General features: G+C 46.8%; 25 protein-coding genes, 1 riboswitch and 1 other annotated feature. Of the genes, 12 read left to right on the top strand and 13 right to left on the bottom strand.

The features are described 5' to 3' along the window. Positions 1-146 precede the first annotated feature (146 nt). Positions 147-297: riboswitch (molybdenum cofactor riboswitch) on the top strand. The 11 genes from moaA to LZU85_RS09815 all read left to right on the top strand — a co-directional run bounded on the left by moaA (position 286) and on the right by LZU85_RS09815 (position 10286). Beyond that, entirely contained in the window at positions 286-1275 is a 990-nt protein-coding gene (gene moaA, locus LZU85_RS09865) for a GTP 3',8-cyclase MoaA (RefSeq protein WP_176297529.1), read from the top strand. (Overlaps the previous riboswitch by 12 nt.) A gap of 78 nt (positions 1276-1353) precedes the next feature. After that, a complete protein-coding gene (moaB, locus tag LZU85_RS09860; protein WP_176297530.1) occupies positions 1354-1866 on the top strand; it encodes a molybdenum cofactor biosynthesis protein B in 513 nt (170 codons plus the stop codon). Between the two features lie 10 nt (positions 1867-1876). Next, a complete protein-coding gene (gene moaC / locus LZU85_RS09855) occupies positions 1877-2356 on the top strand; it encodes a cyclic pyranopterin monophosphate synthase MoaC (protein WP_176297531.1) in 480 nt (159 codons plus the stop codon). After that, the gene (gene moaD / locus LZU85_RS09850; RefSeq protein WP_176297532.1) at positions 2353-2598 is read left to right on the top strand and encodes a molybdopterin synthase sulfur carrier subunit; all 246 of its coding nucleotides are present in this window, start codon (positions 2353-2355) and stop codon (positions 2596-2598) included. Before moaC ends, moaD begins: the two co-directional genes overlap by 4 nt. A gap of 1 nt (position 2599) precedes the next feature. Next, positions 2600-3055: a molybdopterin synthase catalytic subunit MoaE gene (moaE, locus tag LZU85_RS09845; RefSeq protein ID WP_176297533.1), complete on the top strand. Its 456-nt coding sequence runs from the start codon at positions 2600-2602 to the stop codon at positions 3053-3055. 536 nt (positions 3056-3591) lie between these two features. Next, positions 3592-5223: an ABC transporter substrate-binding protein gene (locus LZU85_RS09840; RefSeq protein WP_176297534.1), complete on the top strand. Its 1632-nt coding sequence runs from the start codon at positions 3592-3594 to the stop codon at positions 5221-5223. A gap of 97 nt (positions 5224-5320) precedes the next feature. Next, the gene (gene oppB, locus LZU85_RS09835) at positions 5321-6241 is read left to right on the top strand and encodes an oligopeptide ABC transporter permease OppB (RefSeq protein ID WP_080526207.1); all 921 of its coding nucleotides are present in this window, start codon (positions 5321-5323) and stop codon (positions 6239-6241) included. A gap of 13 nt (positions 6242-6254) precedes the next feature. Then, positions 6255-7157 carry an oligopeptide ABC transporter permease OppC gene (gene oppC, locus LZU85_RS09830; protein ID WP_080526208.1) on the top strand — a complete coding sequence of 301 codons (903 nt, stop codon included), beginning with the start codon at positions 6255-6257 and terminating at the stop codon, positions 7155-7157. Positions 7158-7185: 28 nt separating this feature from the next. Continuing rightward, positions 7186-8157, top strand: a complete 972-nt coding sequence (oppD, locus tag LZU85_RS09825) for an ABC transporter ATP-binding protein (RefSeq protein ID WP_176297535.1) — start codon at positions 7186-7188, stop codon at positions 8155-8157. Further along, entirely contained in the window at positions 8154-9149 is a 996-nt protein-coding gene (gene oppF, locus LZU85_RS09820; RefSeq protein ID WP_176297536.1) for a murein tripeptide/oligopeptide ABC transporter ATP binding protein OppF, read from the top strand. The genes oppD and oppF overlap by 4 nt, the downstream gene beginning before the upstream one ends. A 186-nt stretch (positions 9150-9335) precedes the next feature. Continuing rightward, complete coding sequence (locus LZU85_RS09815) at positions 9336-10286, top strand: glutathione S-transferase family protein (RefSeq protein WP_237286975.1); 951 nt, start codon at positions 9336-9338, stop codon at positions 10284-10286. Positions 10287-10383: 97 nt separating this feature from the next. Here the strand turns inward: LZU85_RS09815 and LZU85_RS09810 are convergent, their stop codons facing one another. The 13 genes from LZU85_RS09810 to trpL2 all read right to left on the bottom strand — a co-directional run bounded on the left by LZU85_RS09810 (position 10384) and on the right by trpL2 (position 21350). After that, the gene (locus tag LZU85_RS09810; protein WP_237286974.1) at positions 10384-10776 is read right to left on the bottom strand and encodes a GspS/AspS pilotin family protein; all 393 of its coding nucleotides are present in this window, start codon (positions 10774-10776) and stop codon (positions 10384-10386) included. Next, positions 10776-11072 (bottom strand): YciI family protein, encoded by a 297-nt coding sequence (locus LZU85_RS09805; RefSeq protein WP_011080877.1) that lies wholly within the window; start codon positions 11070-11072, stop codon positions 10776-10778. The genes LZU85_RS09810 and LZU85_RS09805 overlap by 1 nt, the downstream gene beginning before the upstream one ends. Before the next feature lie 101 nt (positions 11073-11173). Then, positions 11174-11572: an acyl-CoA thioester hydrolase YciA gene (yciA, locus tag LZU85_RS09800; RefSeq protein WP_011080876.1), complete on the bottom strand. Its 399-nt coding sequence runs from the start codon at positions 11570-11572 to the stop codon at positions 11174-11176. Between the two features lie 80 nt (positions 11573-11652). Next, entirely contained in the window at positions 11653-12216 is a 564-nt protein-coding gene (locus LZU85_RS09795) for a septation protein A (protein WP_237286973.1), read from the bottom strand. 130 nt (positions 12217-12346) lie between these two features. Next, the gene (locus tag LZU85_RS09790; protein WP_026130799.1) at positions 12347-12589 is read right to left on the bottom strand and encodes a hypothetical protein; all 243 of its coding nucleotides are present in this window, start codon (positions 12587-12589) and stop codon (positions 12347-12349) included. Positions 12590-12773: 184 nt separating this feature from the next. Further along, on the bottom strand, positions 12774-14036 hold the full coding sequence (locus tag LZU85_RS09785; protein WP_013572100.1) for a dicarboxylate/amino acid:cation symporter: 1263 nt from the start codon (positions 14034-14036) through the stop codon (positions 12774-12776). A 339-nt stretch (positions 14037-14375) separates the two neighbouring features. Next, positions 14376-15182: a tryptophan synthase subunit alpha gene (trpA, locus tag LZU85_RS09780; protein WP_237286972.1), complete on the bottom strand. Its 807-nt coding sequence runs from the start codon at positions 15180-15182 to the stop codon at positions 14376-14378. Next, complete coding sequence (trpB, locus tag LZU85_RS09775; protein ID WP_237286971.1) at positions 15182-16372, bottom strand: tryptophan synthase subunit beta; 1191 nt, start codon at positions 16370-16372, stop codon at positions 15182-15184. Before trpB ends, trpA begins: the two co-directional genes overlap by 1 nt. 75 nt (positions 16373-16447) lie before the next feature. After that, complete coding sequence (trpCF, locus tag LZU85_RS09770; protein WP_419795966.1) at positions 16448-17878, bottom strand: bifunctional indole-3-glycerol-phosphate synthase TrpC/phosphoribosylanthranilate isomerase TrpF; 1431 nt, start codon at positions 17876-17878, stop codon at positions 16448-16450. A 5-nt stretch (positions 17879-17883) separates the two neighbouring features. Next, positions 17884-18882, bottom strand: coding sequence for an anthranilate phosphoribosyltransferase (trpD, locus tag LZU85_RS09765; protein ID WP_176297542.1), 999 nt, complete (start codon positions 18880-18882; stop codon positions 17884-17886). 18 nt (positions 18883-18900) lie between these two features. Continuing rightward, positions 18901-19479, bottom strand: coding sequence for an aminodeoxychorismate/anthranilate synthase component II (locus LZU85_RS09760; RefSeq protein ID WP_038940268.1), 579 nt, complete (start codon positions 19477-19479; stop codon positions 18901-18903). A 2-nt stretch (positions 19480-19481) separates the two neighbouring features. Beyond that, positions 19482-21047, bottom strand: a complete 1566-nt coding sequence (locus LZU85_RS09755) for an anthranilate synthase component 1 (protein ID WP_237286969.1) — start codon at positions 21045-21047, stop codon at positions 19482-19484. A gap of 128 nt (positions 21048-21175) precedes the next feature. Continuing rightward, positions 21176-21278, bottom strand: a sequence feature (Trp leader region). Beyond that, on the bottom strand, positions 21225-21350 hold the full coding sequence (gene trpL2, locus LZU85_RS09750; protein WP_237286968.1) for a tryptophan operon leader peptide: 126 nt from the start codon (positions 21348-21350) through the stop codon (positions 21225-21227). Its footprint overlaps the feature before it by 54 nt. Before the next feature lie 85 nt (positions 21351-21435). Here trpL2 and rnm point away from each other — a divergent pair, with 85 nt between their 5' ends. Further along, positions 21436-22317, top strand: coding sequence for an RNase RNM (rnm, locus tag LZU85_RS09745; protein WP_237286967.1), 882 nt, complete (start codon positions 21436-21438; stop codon positions 22315-22317). Positions 22318-22340 lie beyond the last annotated feature (23 nt).

Here is a 22340-nt window from a genome sequence, read left to right as displayed (position 1 = left end):
TACAATTTAGAGTATCCCGTTAATAACAGGTACTCACAAGGTGGTAAATTGTGGGTTTAGTGAGGTTTTTCTCGATTAGAGCTAGATTCCACTACAAATATTAAGTATTTTAACGGGCAAAGCTACCACTTGATCAATCGGGTCAAGGGTTGCCATAACTCCGAGCTTAACTTGCTAAGTTATTTGGCATCAAGTGCTGAATAATACGCGGCTTAAGCCAGTGGCAAAAGGTCACAAGGGCGTACTTGGAAATGACTACGCCTCCCGTGTTTGGAAAGGTGTTCCGTGGCGCAACAATTCGAAGATAGATTCCACCGCAAATTCTATTACTTGCGTCTGTCTGTGACGGATGTGTGTAATTTCAAATGTACTTACTGTTTACCTGATGGTTACCAACCTTCGGGGCAGAAAAACTCGTCTTTTTTAAACCTCGCTGAAATTCGCCGTATCGTAAAAGCCTTTGCCGATTGCGGAACAAGTAAAGTGCGTATTACTGGCGGAGAGCCAAGTCTGCGCAAAGATTTTACGGACATTATCCATACAGTTGCTTCAACTCAGGGCATCAAACGAGTGGCCACGACTACCAATGGCTATCGGATGGAAAAACACATTGGTGAATGGCGAGACGCTGGTCTGAATCAGATTAATGTCAGCGTGGATAGTTTGGATCCTCGCATGTTCCACCAAATCACCGGCGAAAACAAATTTCACCAAGTGATGGCAGGGATTGATCGTGCGTTCGACGTGGGTTTTGAACAAGTGAAAGTCAACGTTGTGTTGATGAAAGATCTCAACCACAACGAGTTGCCTGCGTTTTTACATTGGATTAAAGATCGCCCCATCCAATTGCGTTTTATCGAACTGATGCAAACTGGCGAAATGGACGAGCTGTTTCAACAGCATCATGTATCTGGTGTCTCCATTCGAAATCATCTCATCGCTAATGGTTGGCTGCTGAAAGTCAAAGCCGTTAACGATGGCCCAGCACAGGTGTTCGTGCATCCAGATTATCAAGGTGAAATTGGCCTCATCATGCCGTATGAGAAAGATTTTTGTGCGAGTTGTAATCGCCTGAGAGTATCAGCCAAAGGCAAATTGCACTTATGTCTATTTGGTGACCGAGGTGTCGAGCTCAGAGATTTGCTCCAACAGGACTCTCAGGAGTCAGCACTTATTGAACGAATTCAAACGGAGCTGCAAACCAAATCCGTGAGCCATTTCTTAAACGATGGCAATACCGGCATGACGCCACATTTGGCTTCAATTGGCGGCTGATCCGCAAAATCAAATAATCCAGCTAGCAATCACTAATTGCTAGCGACGCAACCAATTTAACTGAGAGAAGGTGAACACATGGGTCACGCAGAAAGTAAATTCCAAGCCGCTAATATCGCGGTTCTCACTGTTTCTGATACACGTACAGAAGAAAATGATACTTCAGGTGCTTACCTCGTTGAAAATGCGAAAGAAGCGGGTCACAACGTTGTTGATAAGCAGATTGTTATCGATGATATGTATAAGATTCGCGCCATTGTTTCACAGTGGATCGCAGATGAAAACGTGCAAGCGATCATGATCACTGGTGGTACCGGATTCACTTCTCGCGACAGTACTCCTGAAGCTCTAAAACCGCTTTTCGACAAAGAGGTTGAAGGTTTTGGTGAGTTGTTCCGTCTTGTTTCTTATGAAGAAATTGGCACTTCGACGATTCAATCTCGTGCGATTGCCGGTTTTGCAAATCATACAGTGATTTTTGCTATGCCTGGCTCAACGGGGGCTTGTCGTACGGGTTGGACTAAAATCATCAAGCAACAATTGGATGCGAGCCATCGTCCTTGCAACTTTATGCCTCACCTGAGCGTATAAAGGAGAGCCCATGAGCCAGTTTACTCACATCAACGCCTCTGGCGAAGCAAACATGGTGGATGTGTCTGCCAAAGCTGAAACGGTACGCGAAGCACGTGCGGAAGCGTTTGTGCATATGGCACCAGAGACATTACAGCTTATTGTTTCTGGTCAGCATCACAAAGGGGATGTGTTTGCCACGGCGAGAATCGCAGGCATACAAGCGGCGAAGAAAACTTGGGATTTGATCCCATTGTGTCATCCGTTATTGCTGTCAAAAGTGGAAGTACAGCTAGAAGCCATCGAAGCGGAAAATAAAGTGCGTATCGAATCGGTTTGCAAGCTAGCGGGAAAAACGGGTGTCGAGATGGAAGCGCTGACCGCAGCGTCGGTCGCCGCTCTGACAATTTACGATATGTGTAAAGCGATACAAAAAGACATGGTGATTGGCCCTGTGCGCTTGTTAGAGAAAACGGGTGGTAAGTCTGGACACTTTAAGGTAGAAGCATGATTACAGTTTTATTCTTCGCTCAAACCCGTGAGTTGGTGGGAGTGGACTCGATAGAAGTGGAGCCAAACTTTGTTACTGTTGAATCACTTCGCTCGTATTTGGCGGAGCAAGAAGGGAAGTGGGCGCTTGCTTTAGAGGCGGGCAAATTACTTGCTGCAGTCAATCAGTCGATCGTTCCACTGGAAACAACACTGCAAGATGGTGACGAAGTGGCCTTTTTCCCTCCCGTGACAGGGGGGTAACGTGGATAATCGTATCTCAGTTCAAGTCGAAGATTTCGACATCGCAGCAGAGTATTCACTCTTATCTCAAGGGACAGAGGCTGGGGCTGTTGTCACGTTTGTTGGCAAAGTTCGCGACATGAACTTGGGTGATAACGTGCTTGGTCTATCCTTAGAGCATTACCCTGGTATGACAGAAAAAGCGTTAGGAGAGATCTGTGATCAAGCAGAACAGCGTTGGCCTCTACTGAATGTTCGCGTTATTCACCGAGTGGGTGATCTCGATATTGGCGATCAAATTGTCTATGTCGGTGTTTCAAGCGCACATCGCGGCGCCGCTTTTGAAGCTTGTGAGTTTGTGATGGATTATCTCAAAACCAAAGCGCCATTTTGGAAGAAAGAGCGAACCACAGAAGCAACAAGATGGGTAGAATCGAGAGCATCGGATAAGCAAGCCGCTGATCGATGGCACTCTTAGCCTCAAGCAAATCAACACAATGCCGAACTAACAAAAACGATGGTTATCCCCGTCGTTTTTTTATGCTGATGGAACACAATATGTACGCTCACTATTTTATGGAACGTAATTTCGGTTCAGTGACTACCTTCACACTCTCCACTTTTCTAACAAAACAATCGTCATAATTCGTTAGACGATATGTATCTTAAATGTTAATTTTTTATCGATTGTCTAGCACAAGATGCTATCATCTGGTTATTTTTTAGATTAATTGGCACTTATAGCTACTGCTTATTGATTGGGTAAATGAAAATAACCGCAAGAAATTAATATGCTGGAATAAGGTGCTACACAATAGGGTAATGCTTAGGATTATTGAGTTTTTTGCTACATTTTTATGGCAAATTACTTCAATGATTGCTAATGTGTGCCGCAATCTCTACGAATCTTTTGATGTCTTCAGTTCTAAAACGAAGCTAAAAAGTTCTAAAACACTGCCGTTCAGTGTTAAACAGAGAAGTCATGGATGCAAAAATAAAACTTGGAGTTTATGCATGTATAAGAACAAAATCACACAAGCACTTCTTCTTGGTGCTGGTCTAACATTCGCAACAACCTCTCTTTCTGCCTTTGCGGCAAACGTACCTGCTGGAACGAAACTAGCTGCTAAACAAGAACTTGTTCGTGGTAACGGTACTGAAGTTGCCTCACTTGATCCGCACAAAACCGAAGGTGTTCCAGAGTCGAACGTTATTCGTGACCTGTTAGAAGGTCTAGTAAACCAGGACGCTAATGGTAATGTAATCCCAGGCGTAGCAGAAAGTTGGGAAACAACAGACAACCAGACTTTCACTTTCCATCTACGTAAAGATGCAAAATGGTCTAATGGCGACCCTGTTACCGCGGAAGACTTCGTATACAGCTGGCAACGTGCTGTCGATCCAGCAACGGCATCGCCATACTCTTGGTATATGGAATACACCAAGATGAAAAACGCCAAAGAGATCATCGCTGGACAGAAAGATAAGTCAACGTTGGGCGCGAAAGCTCTTGATGACAAAACGCTTGTTGTTGAGCTTGAAGCTCCAGTTCCTTATTTCGTCATGATGATGGGACACACCACGACTAAGCCAATTCACAAAGCAACGGTTGAAAAATTTGGCGATCAGTGGACCAAAGCAGAGAATTATGTCGGCAATGGTGCATTTGTTCTCGATAAGTGGGTAGTGAATGAGCGCCTTGAGCTAAAACGCAATGCTCAGTACTGGGATGACAAAAACACGGTTCTGACTAAGATGACTTACTTGCCAATTGAAAACCAAGTGGCAGAAATGAACCGTTTCCTATCTGGCGAGATCCACATTACCAATGAACTGCCACTGGAGCACTTTAAACGTCTTCAGAAAGAGCACTCTGAGTCCGTTCAAGTGAAAGGTGATTTGTGTACTTATTACTACGGTTTCAACAACGCTAAAGCGCCATTTGATGATGTTCGTGTACGTAAAGCACTTTCTTACGCAATCGATCGTGATGTAATTTCAAACGCGATTCTTGGTCAAGGTCAAAAACCAGCGTACTTCTTGACGCCAGAAATCACAGCAGGTTTCAGCCCAGAGATGCCAGCTTACGGCAAGATGACGCAGAAAGAGCGTATTGCTGAAGCGAAGAAACTGTTGGAAGAAGCGGGCTACTCAAAAGCTAACCCATTGAAATTCACGCTACTTTACAACACTTCTGAGAACCACAAGAAAATTGCTACCGCGATCCAATCTATGTGGAAAACCAGCCTTGGTGTTGACATTGCGTTGGAAAACCAAGAGTGGAAAACTTACCTAGATACTCGTCGCCAAGGTAACTTTGATGTGACTCGCGCGGGTTGGTGTGGTGACTACAACGAAGCGTCATCATTCTTGACTCTTATGAAGTCCAACAACTCTTCAAATGATCCTAAGTATCAGAGTGCAGAGTATGATGCAGTGATGGCAAAAGCGATCGCATCGACTTCAGAAGAAGAGCGCCAAAAACTTTACGTTGAAGCAGAAAAGCTACTGGCGCGTGATATGCCAATCGCTCCTATCTACCAGTACGTTAAATCACGCTTAGTGTCGCCTGCAGTGGGTGGTTACCCATACAACAACGCGGAAGACAAAATTTACGCGAAAGATTTGTACATCAAAGCCAACTAATCGGCAAATAAAACTATAACTATATAGACACTGCATGTGGTACACACATGCAGCGTCTGTTTTCATTTAAACTGTCACAGACTGAAAGAGTGAGTTTATGCTTAAATTCATCGCAAAAAGGATATTTGAAGCGATCCCAACCATGTTGGTGTTGATCACAATATCTTTCTTTCTTATGCGCTATGCGCCAGGTAACCCATTTTCATCAGAGCGTCCTTTGCCACCAGAAGTAATGGCCAACATCAACGCCAAGTATGGCTTAGATAAGCCAGTTTCTGAGCAATACTTAACGTATCTCACCAATATCGTTCAGGGTGATTTTGGTCCTTCATTCAAATACAAAGACTATACGGTTAACGAACTGATTGCGGGTGCTTTGCCAGTATCAGTAAAAATCGGTTTAGCCGCGTTTTTTTTCACCGTGATAATGGGGGTTACGGTTGGAACCATAGCGGCATTGAGGCAAAACACCTGGGTTGATTACACGATAATGTCGACCGCGATGCTCGGAGTCGTCATGCCATCGTTTGTGTTAGCCCCAGTATTGATTTACATCTTCTCCATAAACTTAGGTTGGTTCCCCGCTGGTGGTTGGCATGATGGTGGTTTCAAGTACATGGCACTGCCAGTGCTAGGTATGTCGTTATTGTATGTAGCAACTTTTGCTCGTATTACCCGTGGTTCAATGATTGAAACACTCAACAGCAACTTTATTCGTACGGCTCGTTCTAAAGGTCTTAGCTACAGTTACATCGTAGTAAAACATGCCCTTAAACCGGCTATGTTACCTGTTGTTTCCTATATGGGGCCTGCCTTTGTGGGTATCATCACGGGTTCTGTTGTTATTGAAACCATTTTTGGTTTGCCGGGTATTGGTAAGCTATTCGTCAACGCGGCATTCAACCGCGATTATTCTCTCGTTATGGGTGTAACCATTCTTATCGGTTTCCTCTTTATTTTGTTTAACGCGATCGTCGATATCTTATTGGCCTATATCGATCCGAAGATTCGTTACTAATTGGGTGAGTAATATGTTGACTAAAAAAGAAAATTTAGAAGCGATCGACAACTTCTCGCAAGCGTTGGAAGTGGAAGGTCGCAGTCTTTGGCAAGATGCACGTATCCGTTTTATGCGCAATAAAGCGGCAATGGTGAGCCTATTCATTCTGTTTTTGATCACTTTAGCGGTGATTTTTCTGCCGATGTTTTCGGCATATACCTACGAAGATACTGATTGGTATGCCATGCACGCAGCGCCTTCTGCTGAACACTGGTTTGGTACCGATGCGCTGGGTCGAGACCTATTTGTTCGAACGCTCGTTGGTGGTCGTATCTCATTAATGGTCGGCATCATGGGGGCACTCGTAGCGGTGTTGATCGGTACGTTGTATGGCGCGGCATCTGGCTTCATTGGTGGCCGCACTGACCGTATTATGATGCGTATTTTGGAAATTCTTTACGCGATCCCATTCATGTTCCTAGTGATTGTACTCGTAACATTTTTTGGCCGTAATATTGTGCTGATTTTTGTAGCGATAGGTGCGATTGCTTGGCTAGATATGGCACGGATTGTACGTGGCCAAACCTTGAGCTTACGTAGCAAAGAGTTTATTGAAGCGGCGCATGTTTGTGGTGTGAGCAAGTGGAAAATCATCACTCGCCACATTGTTCCTAATGTGCTGGGCTTGGTTGCTGTTTATTCAACGTTACTTATCCCAAGCATGATTCTGACGGAATCTTTCCTTTCTTTCCTTGGTCTAGGTGTACAAGAGCCGATGACGAGTTGGGGCGCGCTTCTGCAAGAAGGCGCGAACACGATGGAAGTAGCCATTTGGCAGTTACTTTTCCCAGCTTTATTCATGGTTTTAACGCTATTTTGTTTCAACTATGTCGGTGACGGTTTGCGCGATGCGCTGGATCCAAAAGACCGATAATTAGAACGATAAGATTAAGGAAGCAATGATGAGCTTATTAGATGTCAAAGATCTGCGCGTCGAATTCACCACGCAAGATGGTATCGTCACCGCAGTAAACGATTTAAATTTCTCCCTAAAACAAGGTGAGACGCTCGGTATCGTAGGTGAATCGGGCTCGGGTAAGTCGCAAACCGTATTTGCGATCATGGGTCTGCTGGCCAAAAACGGTATCATTTCTGGCAGCGCAAAGTTCGAAGGTAAAGAAATTCTGAACCTTTCAGAGAAAGAACTGAACAAAGTCCGTGCGGAACAGATTGCGATGATCTTCCAAGATCCAATGACCTCGCTGAATCCATACATGAAGGTAAGCGATCAGCTTATGGAAGTGTTGATGCTGCATAAAGGCATGGGTAAAGCAGAGGCGTTTGAAGAGTCTGTACGCATGCTAGAAGCGGTTAAGATTCCAGAAGCGCGCAAGCGTATTACCATGTACCCGCATGAGTTTTCTGGCGGTATGCGTCAGCGAGTGATGATTGCGATGGCGCTATTGTGCCGTCCCAAACTGTTGATCGCCGATGAGCCGACGACTGCGCTTGACGTAACGGTTCAAGCGCAGATCATGGATCTGCTCAACGAGCTGAAGCAAGAGTTCAACACCGCCATCATCATGATCACCCATGACCTTGGCGTGGTGGCTGGCTCTTGTGACAAAGTGCTGGTTATGTACGCTGGTCGTACTATGGAATACGGCACAGTAGATGAAATTTTCTACAACCCAAGCCACCCATATGCGGAAGGTCTACTTAAGGCGATCCCACGTTTGGATACCGAAGGTGAGATTCTGCCAACCATTCCTGGTAACCCGCCAAACCTACTGCGCCTACCGCCTGGCTGCCCTTACCAAGAGCGTTGCCATCGCGTAATGGATCGTTGTAAGCGTGAAGCGCCAATCCTGACCCCATTTGCCGATGGTCGTCAACGTGCGTGTTTTTCTGAATGGGAGGCTTGGACAAAATGAGTGCACAACAGAAAAAAATCCTACTGGATGTCAAAAATCTAAAGGTTCACTTTAGTATCGCCCCTAAATCCGCATGGCCATGGAGTAAACCGTCAAATCTAAAAGCGGTTGACGGTGTGAACATTCGTCTTTACGAAGGTGAAACCCTCGGCGTAGTGGGCGAGTCCGGCTGTGGTAAGTCGACTTTCGCACGTGCCATCATTGGTCTGGTGAACGCGACCGAAGGTGAAGTGGTATGGCTAGGCCAAGACCTCACTAAGATGAAAGAGGTGCAACGTCGCGAAACACGCAAAGACATGCAGATGATTTTCCAAGATCCGCTTGCCTCGCTTAACCCGCGTATGACCATCGGTGACATCATCGCTGAGCCACTAGAAACCTTCTACCCTGAACTTGGTAAGCAGGAAGTGAAGTCTCGCGTGAAAGAGATGATGGCCAAAGTGGGTCTGCTACCTAACGTGATTAACCGCTATCCACACGAGTTTTCTGGTGGTCAGTGTCAGCGTATCGGTATTGCACGTGCTCTGATCCTCAATCCGAAAATGATCATCTGTGATGAACCGGTTTCAGCACTTGACGTATCTATTCAAGCTCAGGTAGTTAACCTTTTGAAAGAACTGCAAAAAGAGCTAGGCCTTTCTTTGGTGTTCATTGCGCATGACCTTTCGGTGGTAAAACACATTTCTGATCGTGTTTTGGTGATGTACTTGGGTAATGCGGTTGAACTCGGCACCTCTGAAGCCTTGTTTGCGGACCCTAAACACCCATACACACGCGCATTGATGTCGGCTGTGCCCATTCCAGATCCAAAGTTGGAGCGCGCGAAAACCATTCAAATGCTTGAAGGCGACCTGCCTTCACCGATGAATCCGCCGTCTGGTTGTGTGTTCCGCACTCGTTGCCCACAGGCAACAGAGGCGTGTGCGCAAACCAAACCAACGATTCAAGGTAATGACACACACGCAGTGTCTTGTTTACATGTAGAGATGTAACGTAATTCAGCCTGTGACGGGCTTAAGCGCGGTTTCTTTATGAGCCGCGCTTTTTTTATCTCTATTATTTGAGTTCAATCCTGCCTTGTCGGTGATACATTCAAATTTTTCGAATATCACTTGCAAATATTAGCCCTTAATAAATCACGCCCTTTTCCTATACTGAGAAAAAAGTGAGGAGGGTTCATGGGCAAATTAATTGAAGGGGTATGGCACGACGTTTGGTACGACACAAAGCAGACCAAAGGAAAGTTCGTGCGTGAAGATGCAGGATTTCGAGACTGGATTGAAAATAAACCACAAGCACTCTTTCAGCCGGAATCGGGTCGCTATCACCTTTATGTTTCGTTAGCTTGCCCTTGGGCACACCGAACGCTGATTTTCCGCAAATTAAAAGGGCTGGAAGAGCATATTGATGTCACCGTGGTTTGCCCTGACATGCTCAGTGATGGATGGAAGATGGGGTTGCCAGAGCCCTTGTTTGGTCATACCAAATTACATCAAATCTATACCCAAGCAAAACCTGATTATACTGGGCGAGTGACGGTTCCTGTTCTTTGGGATAAGAAAACCAATACAATCGTGAGCAACGAATCATCGGAAATTATTCGCATGTTTAACTCGGCGTTTAATCAACTGACGGGGAATCAAGATGATTACTATCCAGATTCGTTACGCGAGGTGATCGAAGAGTGGAACGCCTTCATTTACCCCAATATCAACAACGGCGTTTATCGTTGTGGGTTTGCCACGACGCAAGAGGCTTATGAAGAAGCGTATTACGCTCTTTTTTCTGCACTCGATCGTGTCGAGCATCATCTTGCGACGCATCGTTACTTAGCGGGCAGTCAAATGACTGAAGCCGATTGGCGCCTGTTCACCACACTGATCCGCTTTGATGCGGTGTACGTTGGCCATTTTAAGTGTAATCAAAAGCGTATTGCGGATTACCCCCATCTTAATGGCTACATGAAAGAGCTGTATCAGATCGAAGGGATTGCTGAAACGACAGATTTCTACCACATTAAACGCCATTACTATTTTAGTCACATTGGGATTAATCCAACGCAAGTTGTGCCATTAGGCCCCAATTTGGATTTGGACAGTGACCACGGTCGTGAGGGCATTGGACGTTAGGGAATTTGCGATCAGATGTCGTGAAGTGAACTTAAATAAAACGGAGGTCATGACCTCCGTTTTTGCTGTTATTGAGCACCGCTTTCGAAGCAAAGCGCTATTGTGGCTGACAACTCGCCGACGTCACCATCTCATCGATGATCAGTTGTCCACGAGAGTTGCGAATTTTGATGCGGTACATCAGCCCCATATCGAGTTGGTTTCGCACGGTTGCGTCTTCGCAGTATTGACTTACGCTGGTGGAAAGCAGCTCTTGTGTCGGTTTTGCGCCAGTCGCGTCGGTGTTGTAGATCATCATGATCTCAACAATGTTTTTCGATGATGAAATACGCATGACTTTTAGTGGTCCGTATTCAATCGGTAATCCCGCCGAGAGCACGCCAGCGCGGTTAGACGCCATGAGCTCTAATTGACGCTCTTTCTCACCATTTGAAGAACAGCCCGCTACTGCCAACAACACTAATGATGCAGAGAGTATTTTTTTAAACATTAGAACACTTTCTTGAAAGGTTTAACGATCACATTGGCATAAACACCCGCTGCGATATAAGGATCGGCATCCGCCCAGGCTTGAGCTTCTTGCAAAGAAGGAAACTCCGCAATGACGGTTGAACCTGTGAAACCTGCTTCACCAGGGTTGTCAGAGTCGATGGCTGGCATCGGGCCTGCAGTTAATAGACGTCCTTCATCTTGCAATGCTTGCAATCTCTCTAGGTGTTGTGGGCGCACACTAAGGCGTTTTTCCAACGAATTCTCAACGTCCTGAGAAAAAATGACATACCACATTCTCTTTTCCTTTCTAATGGTGATACTAACTTGGCCTAATCTATCTCAATTACAGGGAGTTAGAACAGCTAAATTCGAGAAACTGTGAAACTCTACGGAATTTATGCCGTAACGATAGGCCGTGGTTTGCCGTCTGCATCAATGGCGACATAGTTAAACGTGGCATCGCAAACCATAAAGCGATCTTCGATCCCGTGGTCGCGTACGGGCTTCACCCAAACCTCGAGATTAATCGACATTGAAGTGCGACCAATTTTGGTGCATTCACCGTAAACACACACGACATCGCCCACGCTGACTGGTTTTTTAAAGGTAATTCCGGACACGGATACAGTGACGATTCGTCCGTGCGAGATCTCTTTCGCCAAAATACCACCGGCGAGATCGAGCTGAGACATGATCCAACCACCAAATACATCCCCATTGGCATTGGTATCGGCTGGCATGGCGAGGGTTCTTAACAGTAACTGACCCTTTGGAGAGTGAAATTCCTGACTCATTTTGACATCCACAACAAACAAAACAGCGACCAAAGGGTCGCTGCGAAAAATAAGAACAGGATTATAGCAAAAAATGCAGTTTATTCATCCGTTGGCACGTCCGATGACTGGCCATTTTGTTCTTTAGGGAGATGTTTATAAATATAGCCGCCAGTGAGGACGGTAAAAACCAACGTCGCCGCTAATAAACCAAAGACTTTAAAATTCACCCAAACATCTAAAGGAAGCTGGTAGGCCACATAGATATTCAGCCCTGCACAAAAGGTGAAAAAGCCAACCCATGCCCAGTTAATGTTTGCCCATACTGACTCAGGCAAGGTGATCTCTTTGCCCAACATACCTTTGATGGCGGATTTGCCCATAACATGGCTGACCGTCAAACCAATGGCAAACACGGCGTAGACGATGGTCACTTTCCACTTAATAAAGTTGTCGTCATGCAGGAAAATGGTCATGCCACCAAAAATGGCCACCATTAAGAAGGTGATTAACTGCATCTTCTCAATTTTCTTGTACAAGGCGTAGGTGACAACGATCTGAATGGCTGTTGCTGCAATCAAAGCGCCTGTTGCAACATAGATATCGTACATCTTGTAGAGGGCAAAAAAGATAATTAGAGGAATAAAATCAAGTATTTGCTTCATGTGGCAAAAATGTTCCTGTCGATTGCATTGCCCACAGTCTAAACAAAACTGGCTTAATGTGAAGTCTTGAAAGTAAATGTTGGCTCTTTGAGGGTTAGGAAGCCCAAAGGCTTCCCAAGATTCTCCGTTTTTAAACCGCGCCCTGAAATTGGGCGATGACACGTTTCATGTCTTCCAAATAGCCTTCGGTGCGGAGATTCTCAACGGTCACCTCAAGTTCGTCGTCGGTCATTGAAAAGCACGTCGTTTTGCCGGTGGTTATGCCAAGGTAGTGGTGATACTCATCTTCGGTAAAATGGCCAATGCGGTCTAACAGTAGTGCCTTCATGCCATGATGGATAAGGCCATAATAGGTGCGTCGATGTAACGTCATAATGCTGTCCTCATTCTGCGTCGAAGCACAAACTGCGTGATGAATTTGACGCTTCTGATGGTTATGAGCAAGAAGCAATATGAGTGCCACTTTCAGTTTGCCGCCTTTGGCGCTTTCTGCAGGCATAAAAAAGGGGCAACGCATTGGTCACCCCGTTTTGAGAATCAATTTGCAAAAACTGCGATTACGCTTCTTGCTTATTCATCTCAGCTTGTTTTTCATTTTCTTCATCAAGCAGTGCATCGACAATGACGGCACACGCTGCATCACCAGTGATGTTGAGCGCGGTACGAATCATATCGAAGATACGGTCAAGAGCGAACAACAGTGGTAGACCTTCGATTGGAATGCCCGCTGCGAGCAAGACGGCAACAACGAGGAAAGAAGGACCAGGAACACCTGCTTGACCTACTGCGCCGAGCGTTGCGGTCACAATGATGGCAATGTAGGCACCCATGCTCAAATCGATGTTGAATAGCTGAGCAAAGAAGATCGCGACGAGGCCGTAGTAAATGGCGTTACCAGACATGTTGATCGTTGCGCCCAGAGGCAAAACGAAAGATGCGGTGGAGTTGCGAACACCCAGATCTTTCTCAACGGTATCCATGGTGACTGGCAGGGTTGCCATTGAAGAAGCGGTTGACAGAGCAACAGCTTGTGGCTTTTTCATCGCACTGATGAATTTCTTCGCAGAGGTTTTAGTAAACAGCTGAATCATCAGTGGGTAAGCTACGAAACCAAAAATAAGAATCGCCGCAACGTAAACCACAAACAGTTTAAACACCACCATCAGGGCGCCAAAACCAAACGTACCTACGGCTTCTGCCATCAGGCCAAATACACCGAGAGGCGCGATGACCATCACTTTGTTGATCATCCAAACCATGGAATCAACAATGCAGTTTACGCCATTCATGATTGGCTCACGCTTCTCTTTCTCTTGTTTAGAGATAGCGATACCTAAAAATAGACAGAAGACGAGGATCTGTAGGATGTTGGCTTCATTAAGTGACTGGAAAACGTTGGTTGGGATCATACCTGTGATGGTAGCCCAAAAAGTAGGAAGTTCACCTTTAGAAGCGTACTCAGCAGAGAACATGCCTTCGACACCGGAAACATCGATACCCATGCCCGGCTTGAAGACTTCACCCATGAACAGGGCAAGTGCAACGGCAAGTGCAGATGTTAGACCGAAGTAACCTAGTGTCACGAAACCTACCTTGCCAGCAGATTGACTATTGCCTAGGCCCGCTGCGCCAGAAATTAGGGCAACAGCAACAAGAGGGATAACCAGCATCTTGATCAAGTTGATGAAGATGGCCCCCAGTGGAGCAAACATAGAGGCGCTATCACCCATCAAGGCACCAACGGCAGTACCCACGATCATGGCGATGACAACCTGCACACCAATGTTGCGTAACAAACTCTTTTCTTTTAACACTTCCATAACCTCTGTGCTAATAAATATTAAAAATCCAGAATTACCCACTGAACAAAAAGTGTTCTTTGGATAAATATTCGATCAGATTTTTACACGTTTATTTCACATTTAGCAATATGGAATAAGAAGCGAGGGTGTGAATATCAGGCGTTTTATTGACGATTGACAATTTTTTAAGCAGAAGGCAAACGTTTGCTATAGCTTGGTCTTATATAACGTTGGCATTTTATTGAGTGATTGGTCGTTTATAAGCCGAGATGGAAGTGAGTTGGAATGTTAAAAAAAAGATCGATTTCTAGTGGCGAATAAGAAATCGATCTCATAGATGTTTAGATGTCTACCACGTTACTTTTGTGTTGCAGACTTCATGTTGGAAACAAAGTTTGCCAGTGCCGTTAACATCGCGTCAGGTTCATTGAGGTGACTTTCGATGATTTTGACCACTGCAGAGCCTGAAATGGCACCTGCCGCACCCGCATCGATAGCCTGTTTAACTTGCTCTGGCTCTGAGATACCAAAGCCCAACAGTGCAGGTGGCGCATTAAATTGTTCTAGTTTCGCAAGCATATCACCCACAGGCATGTTGGCTTTTGTTTCAGCTCCTGTGACCCCCGCTCGAGAGAGAAGATAGGTATAACCGCCACCCAGTTGTGAAACCTGTTTTAGTGTTTCATCACTGGCCGTTGGTGGTGCGATAAAGATTGGATGTACACCAAACTTTTCGGCTGCCGCGACAAACTCTGCACTCTCGTTCGTTGGGATATCGGCGATCAACACAGAATCAATGCCTGCTTGAGCGCAACGTTGGTAGAAATTCTCGATACCACGTGAATAGACCAAGTTGGCGTACATCAACAGGCCAATCGGCAGATCTGGGTATTTAGCTCGGATTTGTCCGATCAAATCAAAACAGATATCAGGTGTTGCGCCTGAATCCAGCGCGCGAATATTTGCGCCTTGGATCGTTGGGCCGTCGGCCAATGGATCAGAAAATGGAATGCCAAGTTCAAGAGCATCGGCACCCGCTTGAACTAAGGTATCCATGATCTTGAGTGAGAGTTCAGGGTTAGGGTCACACACGGTAACAAAAGGAACAAAGGCACCTTGTTTTTGCGCGGCGAGGCGCTCAAATGTCGCTTGATAACGGTCCATTAGATTGCTCCTTTTTCTTCCAAAATGGCATGAACGGTAAAGATGTCTTTGTCACCTCGACCAGATAGGTTAACGACCAACAACTGCTCTTTCTCTGGGTTGTTGCGGGCCATTTTCAGCGCATGTGCCAAAGCGTGAGACGATTCTAACGCAGGTATAATACCCTCACTTCTTGCCAACTCTTGGAAAGCATCAAGTGCTTCATCATCGGTGATGCTGTCGTATTCAGCGCGACCAATGGCATTAAGGTGAGCGTGTTGAGGACCCACTGATGGGAAATCGAGACCTGCGGAAACGGAGTACGATTCTTCGACTTGGCCGTTTTCATCTTGCATGAGTGGCGCTTTCATACCAAAGAAAATGCCAGTTTTGCCATGTTTTAAGGGGGCACCATGTTGGTCGGTATCAATGCCTTTGCCCGCAGGCTCAACACCAATTAGGCGAACCGTTTCTTCTTCGATAAAATCGGCGAACATACCGATGGCGTTTGAGCCGCCACCAACACAAGCAATCACTGCATCAGGTAGGCGACCTTCACGTGCGAGGATCTGATTCTTCGTTTCTTCACCAATCATACGTTGGAACTCACGTACGATGGTTGGGAAAGGGTGGGGACCCGCTGCAGTACCCAATAAGTAGTGGGCGGTTTCATAGCTACCCGACCAATCACGCAATGCTTCGTTACACGCGTCTTTTAGTGTGGCAGAACCTGAGTGCACCGGAATCACCGTCGCGCCCATCAACTTCATACGAAACACGTTTGGACTTTGGCGTTCAACGTCTTTTGCTCCCATGTACACACGGCATTTCAATCCCAGTAGTGCACAAGCAAGTGCAGTGGCAACACCATGTTGGCCTGCACCCGTTTCAGCAATGATCTCGTTTTTGCCCATGCGCTGAGCCAACAATGCTTGGCCAAGTACTTGGTTGGTTTTGTGCGCGCCACCGTGCAGCAAATCTTCACGTTTTAGGTACAGTTTGGTTTTGGTGCCTTTGGTCAGATTGCGCGTCAGCGTCAGTGCGGTTGGGCGGCCTGCGTATTCTTGGAGTAACCCCATAAACTCACTGCGGAAGTCAGGGTCTTCTTGGGCGTCAATGAACGCTTGCTCGAGCTGTTCTAATGCGGGTACCAGAATCTGAGGTACGTACTGACCGCCGTATTCGCCAAAGTAGGCATTTAACTTAGTCATGTTTGCTTCCTTAATTGTGTTTGGCTATGTGCCAGAATTTGTTCTTCACTGAACCTCAGGTTCAGATCATCAATATCAATAATTTCGGATGGCTGCAAACGCTTGCTGCAGCTTCGTTAGATCTTTTTTCCCAGGGCTTTCTTCAACACCAGAGTTTAAATCCAGCCCTAAACATCCAAGGCTTGCTGCCTTTTGCGCGTTGTCTGGATTGAGACCGCCTGCCAACATGATATGGCTTGGATCATCCAATAGAGTCCAATCAAACGTGCTTCCTGTTCCACCGCTTTGTTGCCCCACTTGTGCATCGAAAAGATGGCGATCAACATCTTGAGTGAGTAAGGTCGGTGCTTGCTTGGTCACGCCATAGGCTTTCCAAATCTCAACCGATTCTTTGAGTTGCTGGCGCAGTTGTGCGATGTAATCGGCGTCTTCGTTACCATGTAATTGCACCGCATGCAGTTGCAGCTGGTTTGCGGTTTCGGCCACCAAGGCAACGGGGTGATTTTGGAACACGCCAACATAATTGAGCGGAGCGCCACTCATCGTCAGTCTTGCCTGCTCTATATTTACAGCACGTTTGGATTGCTCTACAAAAATCAAGCCACCAAAGACCGCGCCAGCTTGATAGGCTTTGGCGGCTTCCTCCGGATGAGTAAGACCACAGACTTTGTTTTCACCCAGTGTCACTTTGCGTACCGCGAGCTCGAGGTTTTTTTCTGCCATCAGTGAGCTACCGATCAAAAAGCCATCAGCGTATTGGGCGAGATCGCGCACTTGCTGGTGGGTGTAAATGCCCGATTCCGAGATCACAATCGCTTCTGGTGCTAAGCGACGCAAAGTTGGCGCGAGTACTTTGGTGCGATTCAAATCGGTGGTGAGGTCACGTAAGTTGCGGTTGTTAATGCCAATCACTTTCGCCCCCAGCTTCACCGCACGCTCCAGCTCTTCATCATTACTGATTTCTGTCAGCACACCCATTTGCAACTGGTGGGCAACATCCGCCAGTGCTTGATATTGCTCGTCATTGAGGACTGACAACATCAATAAAATGGCGTCGGCTTGATAGTGACGAGCGAGATAAACTTGATAGCTATCAACCATAAAATCTTTACACAACACAGGCTGGCGCACTTGCTGACGCACTCGGGGCAGAAAGTCGAAGCTGCCTTGGAAGTATTTCTCATCGGTGAGTACCGAAATCGCATCTGCGTGGTGGTTGTACACCGACGCGATGTAATCCAAGTCGAAATCTTCACGGATCAATCCCTTCGATGGGGAGGCTTTCTTACATTCGGTAATGAATACCGTGCGTTGGCCCTGCAAGGCTTGGTAAAAGCTGCGATCCGATGGTGTCAATGTGGCTTGAAAACTGGCCAATGGTTGCGCGTGTTTACGCTCGGCCACCCACTGGTATTTATCGCGAACTATCTTGGCTAGGACTTCCGCCATTTGTGCTTCCTGTAGAGAAACGTGTTCTGACAGTTTTTCGTTGCTGTTTGTCATCATAAACCTCAGGCGTGTTGAGCCAATTTTTCGACCAGTTGATACGCTTTACCAGAGTTCATTACGTCGATCGCTTGTTGCGTATTGGCTTTAAGATCCTCATGACCAAAAAGACGCATGAGCAGGGCGACGTTGACGGCAACGGCACTCAATTGAGCTTCCGTCCCTTTTCCGGTGAGTAAGTGGGTGATGATGGCTTTATTTTCCTCAGGATCGCCCCCCTTAATCGCTTCCAATGGGTGCGTATTAACGCCAAAGTCGGCTGGGGTGAGTGTGTATTCGTGAATCACGCCATCTTTGATTTCTGCGACCAAGGTGTCGCCATGAATAGCGACTTCATCCAAGCCGCTGCCATGCACGACCGCGGCACGTTTCATGCCCATTTTCAACATGGTTTCTGCGATAGGGCGAACCAGTTCTTGGCTGTATACACCCATCAGTTCGATGTTAGGGCGCGCAGGGTTAATCAAAGGGCCTAAGATGTTGAAGATGGTGCGCGTTTTCATGGTTTGGCGCACAGGCATCGCATGCTTCACGCCGCTATGGTATTGAGGTGCAAACAAAAAGGCAACGCCAATATCATCGACGGCTGAGCGAGTATCTTCTGCACTCATTGCGAGGTTGATGCCAAATGAATCAAGTAGATCGGAAGAGCCAGATTTACTTGAAACGCTGCGATTGCCATGCTTAGCGATTTTCAACCCACAGGCTGCGGCCACAAAGGCAGCGGTTGTCGAGATATTGATGGTGTTGTGGCCATCGCCACCCGTGCCCACGATGTCGGCAAAATCGTAATCAGGACGCGGGAAAGGCTGAGCATTGGCAAGCAATGCTTTGGCTGCACCGGCAATTTCATCGGGTGTTTCCCCTTTGATTTTCAGTGCGGTTAGGGCTGAAGCCATAAGAATGGGGTCTAACTCGCCGCGAATAATGGTGTCGAAAAGTTGTTGGCTCTCTTGCTCTGTCAGAGATGCTTGCTGATACAGTTTGTTGATGATGGCTTCCATAATCTTTTCTCCCAATCCTTATGCTAATGCCCAATTAATCGCGTTGGCTAACAACGTCGCACCTTGTGTCGTCATGATGGACTCTGGGTGAAATTGAAAACCGCACACCTTGTCTTCTTCGTTAACCACTGACATAACAAGGCCATTCACTTCGGCGGTTACGGTCAGTGTTTGCGGTACGTGTGTTGCCACCAACGAGTGGTAGCGCGCAATAGCCAGTGGGGATGGCAACCCTTGATAAATCGCATGGCTTTGGTGCTCCATCATCGAGACTTTGCCATGGATGATCTCGCCTGCGCCTGCCACGGTGCCACCGTAGGCTTCCACAATCGCCTGATGGCCGAGACAAATGCCAATCACTGGGACTTTGCCTTTGACGCGAGCAATTAACTCTGGCATACAGCCCGCCTCTGATGGCGCGCCTGGCCCTGGAGAGAGCAGCACCACTGGGCGCTCGAGTTGCTCAATCGCGTCTACAATGGTGTCTGTGGCAATACTATTGCGGTAAATCGTGACTTGGTGGCCCAAAGAGCGGAACTGATCAACCAAGTTGTAAGTAAACGAATCGAAGTTATCGATAAATACAATGTCCGCCATCTTTACGACTCCTTGTGGGCTTTCTGAATGGCAGAGATGACTGCCTGAGCTTTGCCGCGCGTCTCATCGGCTTCGGCTTGTGGATCGGAATCAAAGACCACTCCTGCACCGGCTTGCACTTGTGCGATGCCGTTTTCAACGTAAGCCGAACGAATCACGATACAGGTATCCAGTGTCCCTTCGCCAGTGAGGTAACCGACAGCCCCACCGTAACTGCCACGGCGAGCCCCTTCAACATCACGAATCAATTGCATGGCACGAATTTTCGGAGCGCCCGTTAATGTGCCCATATTCATACACGCTTGGTAGGCGTGTAGTGCGTCAAGATCGTCACGTAATTGTCCAACAACGCGTGAGACCAAGTGCATCACATGGCTGTAGCGGTCCACTTTAAGTAAATCGGCGACGTGGCGTGTCCCTGCGCGAGAAATGCGTGCGACATCATTTCGAGCGAGATCCACCAACATCATGTGTTCGGCGTTTTCTTTCTTGTCAGTGCGAAGTTCAAGTTCAATTCGGCTATCGAGGTCGAAATCGATCTCACCATTGGCTCGCTTGCCACGGCGTCGAGTACCAGCAATGGGGTAGATTTCCACTTGATTGGTGTGCGTTTCATATTTCAACGCGCTTTCCGGTGATGCGCCAAACAACGTAAAGAGTTCATCTTGCATGTAAAACATGTAAGGACTTGGGTTGCTGACTTTGAGCTCTTTATAAGCCGCCAACGGTGACGGGCAGGGTAGGGTAAAGCGGCGTGATGGTACGACTTGGAAAATGTCGCCTTTGACGACGTATTGCTTTAGGTCGCGTACCACTTGGCAAAAGGCGTCATCGCTGATATTGGTATCGACGTCAACCTCATCGAGATGAATGGCTTTTGGTAGCGCTTTCGGGGAGGCACACAGGGTGCGTATTTGTTCAATGCGTTGATTTAGCACTTCTTTTTGTGAGTCGTCTGCAAAAAGCGTTGCTTGTAAATGGCAACTCTCGGTCTGGTGATCGACCACCATCAGCGTTTCTGCCACATAGAAGACATAGTCAGGACATTGATTTATCGCGTGGGCTTCACCCAGTGGTTCAAAGTTGGCCACCAAGTCATAGGCAAACAGACCGCCGATAAAAATCGCGTGCTTGTCTTTTTCCGCCAAATCAAAACTGTGTTGAACCAGTCTCAACGCGTCGAAACTAGAGGCTTCACGTAAGCGAGAGTCTTCATCGAGTCGGTCATCTGGGCTTGTGAAGGTGAGGGTAAGTTGTTGTCCATCAAACTGATGTTCAACCTCTTTCGCGACATTCTTTGTCAAATGCGTTAACAGATTCTTGCCGTTGTTACTGAGTGCCGTCATGGTCACGACATGGCCATGGCAAACCATACGTACCGCAGAATCGACAATCAGTAAGCTTTTAAGATCTTGTTTTGAATAGATTTCAGCCGATTCGAGCAATAAGCTATCGCGTTTGTTTTCACACAAAGTGTGAAAAAGGCGCGTAGGATCCGAATGGTAAGGAACCGTCGTTGACAGAAGCTCTAGCTGTCCTAGTGTGGTGATGTTAATGGCCTTGTTCACAAGACCTCCTTATTATTCAATTCTTTGTCTTCCTGCTGTACATACTCGCACAAAGCAAACGTTCACCCAACGCAGAATTTGTTCGTTTTGATGAATGTTTAATCAGTTGATTGTGAGATGTGCAACAAAATAAAAAGCCCGCATGGTTAGCGGGCTTTGTGTGATTCATTTTCTTTATTAAAAGTACACGTTAGCCCACCAAGAACTTGTCCAAGTGCGCCACCAAGCGAGCTCTGCTGCATTGAGATTCTCGTTATGCAGAGCAAGTTTCGCTTTCTGGTTGTGGTTAAATTCTTGTAACATGGTCGGCCCTATAGTCAGGTACTTTGTATTTGTGTACTAGTTAACTAGTGCAAGGGTAAAAAGTCAACCCCCTAGTAGCAAATATATGAGAATAGATTTACATAGCCACACGACGGCCTCGGATGGTCGTTTTTCACCGCGAGAACTCATCGAGCGAGCCCTTACGTTTAACTTGGATGTGCTCGCGGTGACCGATCACGATACGGTAGAAGCGTTGGCGGAAATACATCGTTATGTCGATGAGAAGCAATTGCCAATTAAAATCATTAATGGCATTGAAATATCCACGGTTTGGCAGAATAAAGACATCCATGTCGTGGGATTAAATGTTGATCCTAACAACATGACACTGAATCAACTGATTGAGCAGCAACAAGAACATCGTGTTAGCCGCGCTGAGCTGATTGCTCAACGTTTGCAAAAAGCGACGCGGGAAGGTGTGCTCGAAGAGGTACGCCAAATCGCTGATGGCGCGCCGATTACCCGGGCTCATTTTGCCAAATGGCTGGTGGATAATGGTTATGCCAAAACGATGCAGCAGGTGTTTAAAAAATACTTAACTCGCAACAACCCGGGTTATGTCCCGCCAAACTGGTGTTCAATCGATGACGCAGTGAAAGCCATTCATGCCGCAGGGGGCCAAGCGGTGCTTGCACACCCAGCGCGATACAACTTGACGGCGAAATGGTTGAAACGCTTGTTACAAGCGTTTGTCGAAGCTGGTGGCGATGCGATGGAAGTCGCGCAGCCACAACAATCGCAGCAAGAAAGGCGCAATTTGGCCGATTATGCAATACAATACAAACTATTAGCTTCCCAAGGCAGTGATTTTCATTATCCGTCTCCGTGGATGGAATTGGGAAGAAACCTCTGGTTACCCGCGGGGGTTGAACCAGTGTGGAAAGATTGGGGTTTAGAACCGGTAGACAAAACTCAAACCGTGTCTACGAATGCCCCTGAGCTATAGAGCCGAGAGGTTCGATAATGAGG

It is taken from the genome of Vibrio floridensis (genome assembly GCF_021852965.1).
Classification (GTDB): domain Bacteria; phylum Pseudomonadota; class Gammaproteobacteria; order Enterobacterales; family Vibrionaceae; genus Vibrio; species Vibrio floridensis.
Note: the sequence above shows the minus strand (reverse complement) of the source record. Positions and strands in the feature narration are given on the sequence as shown.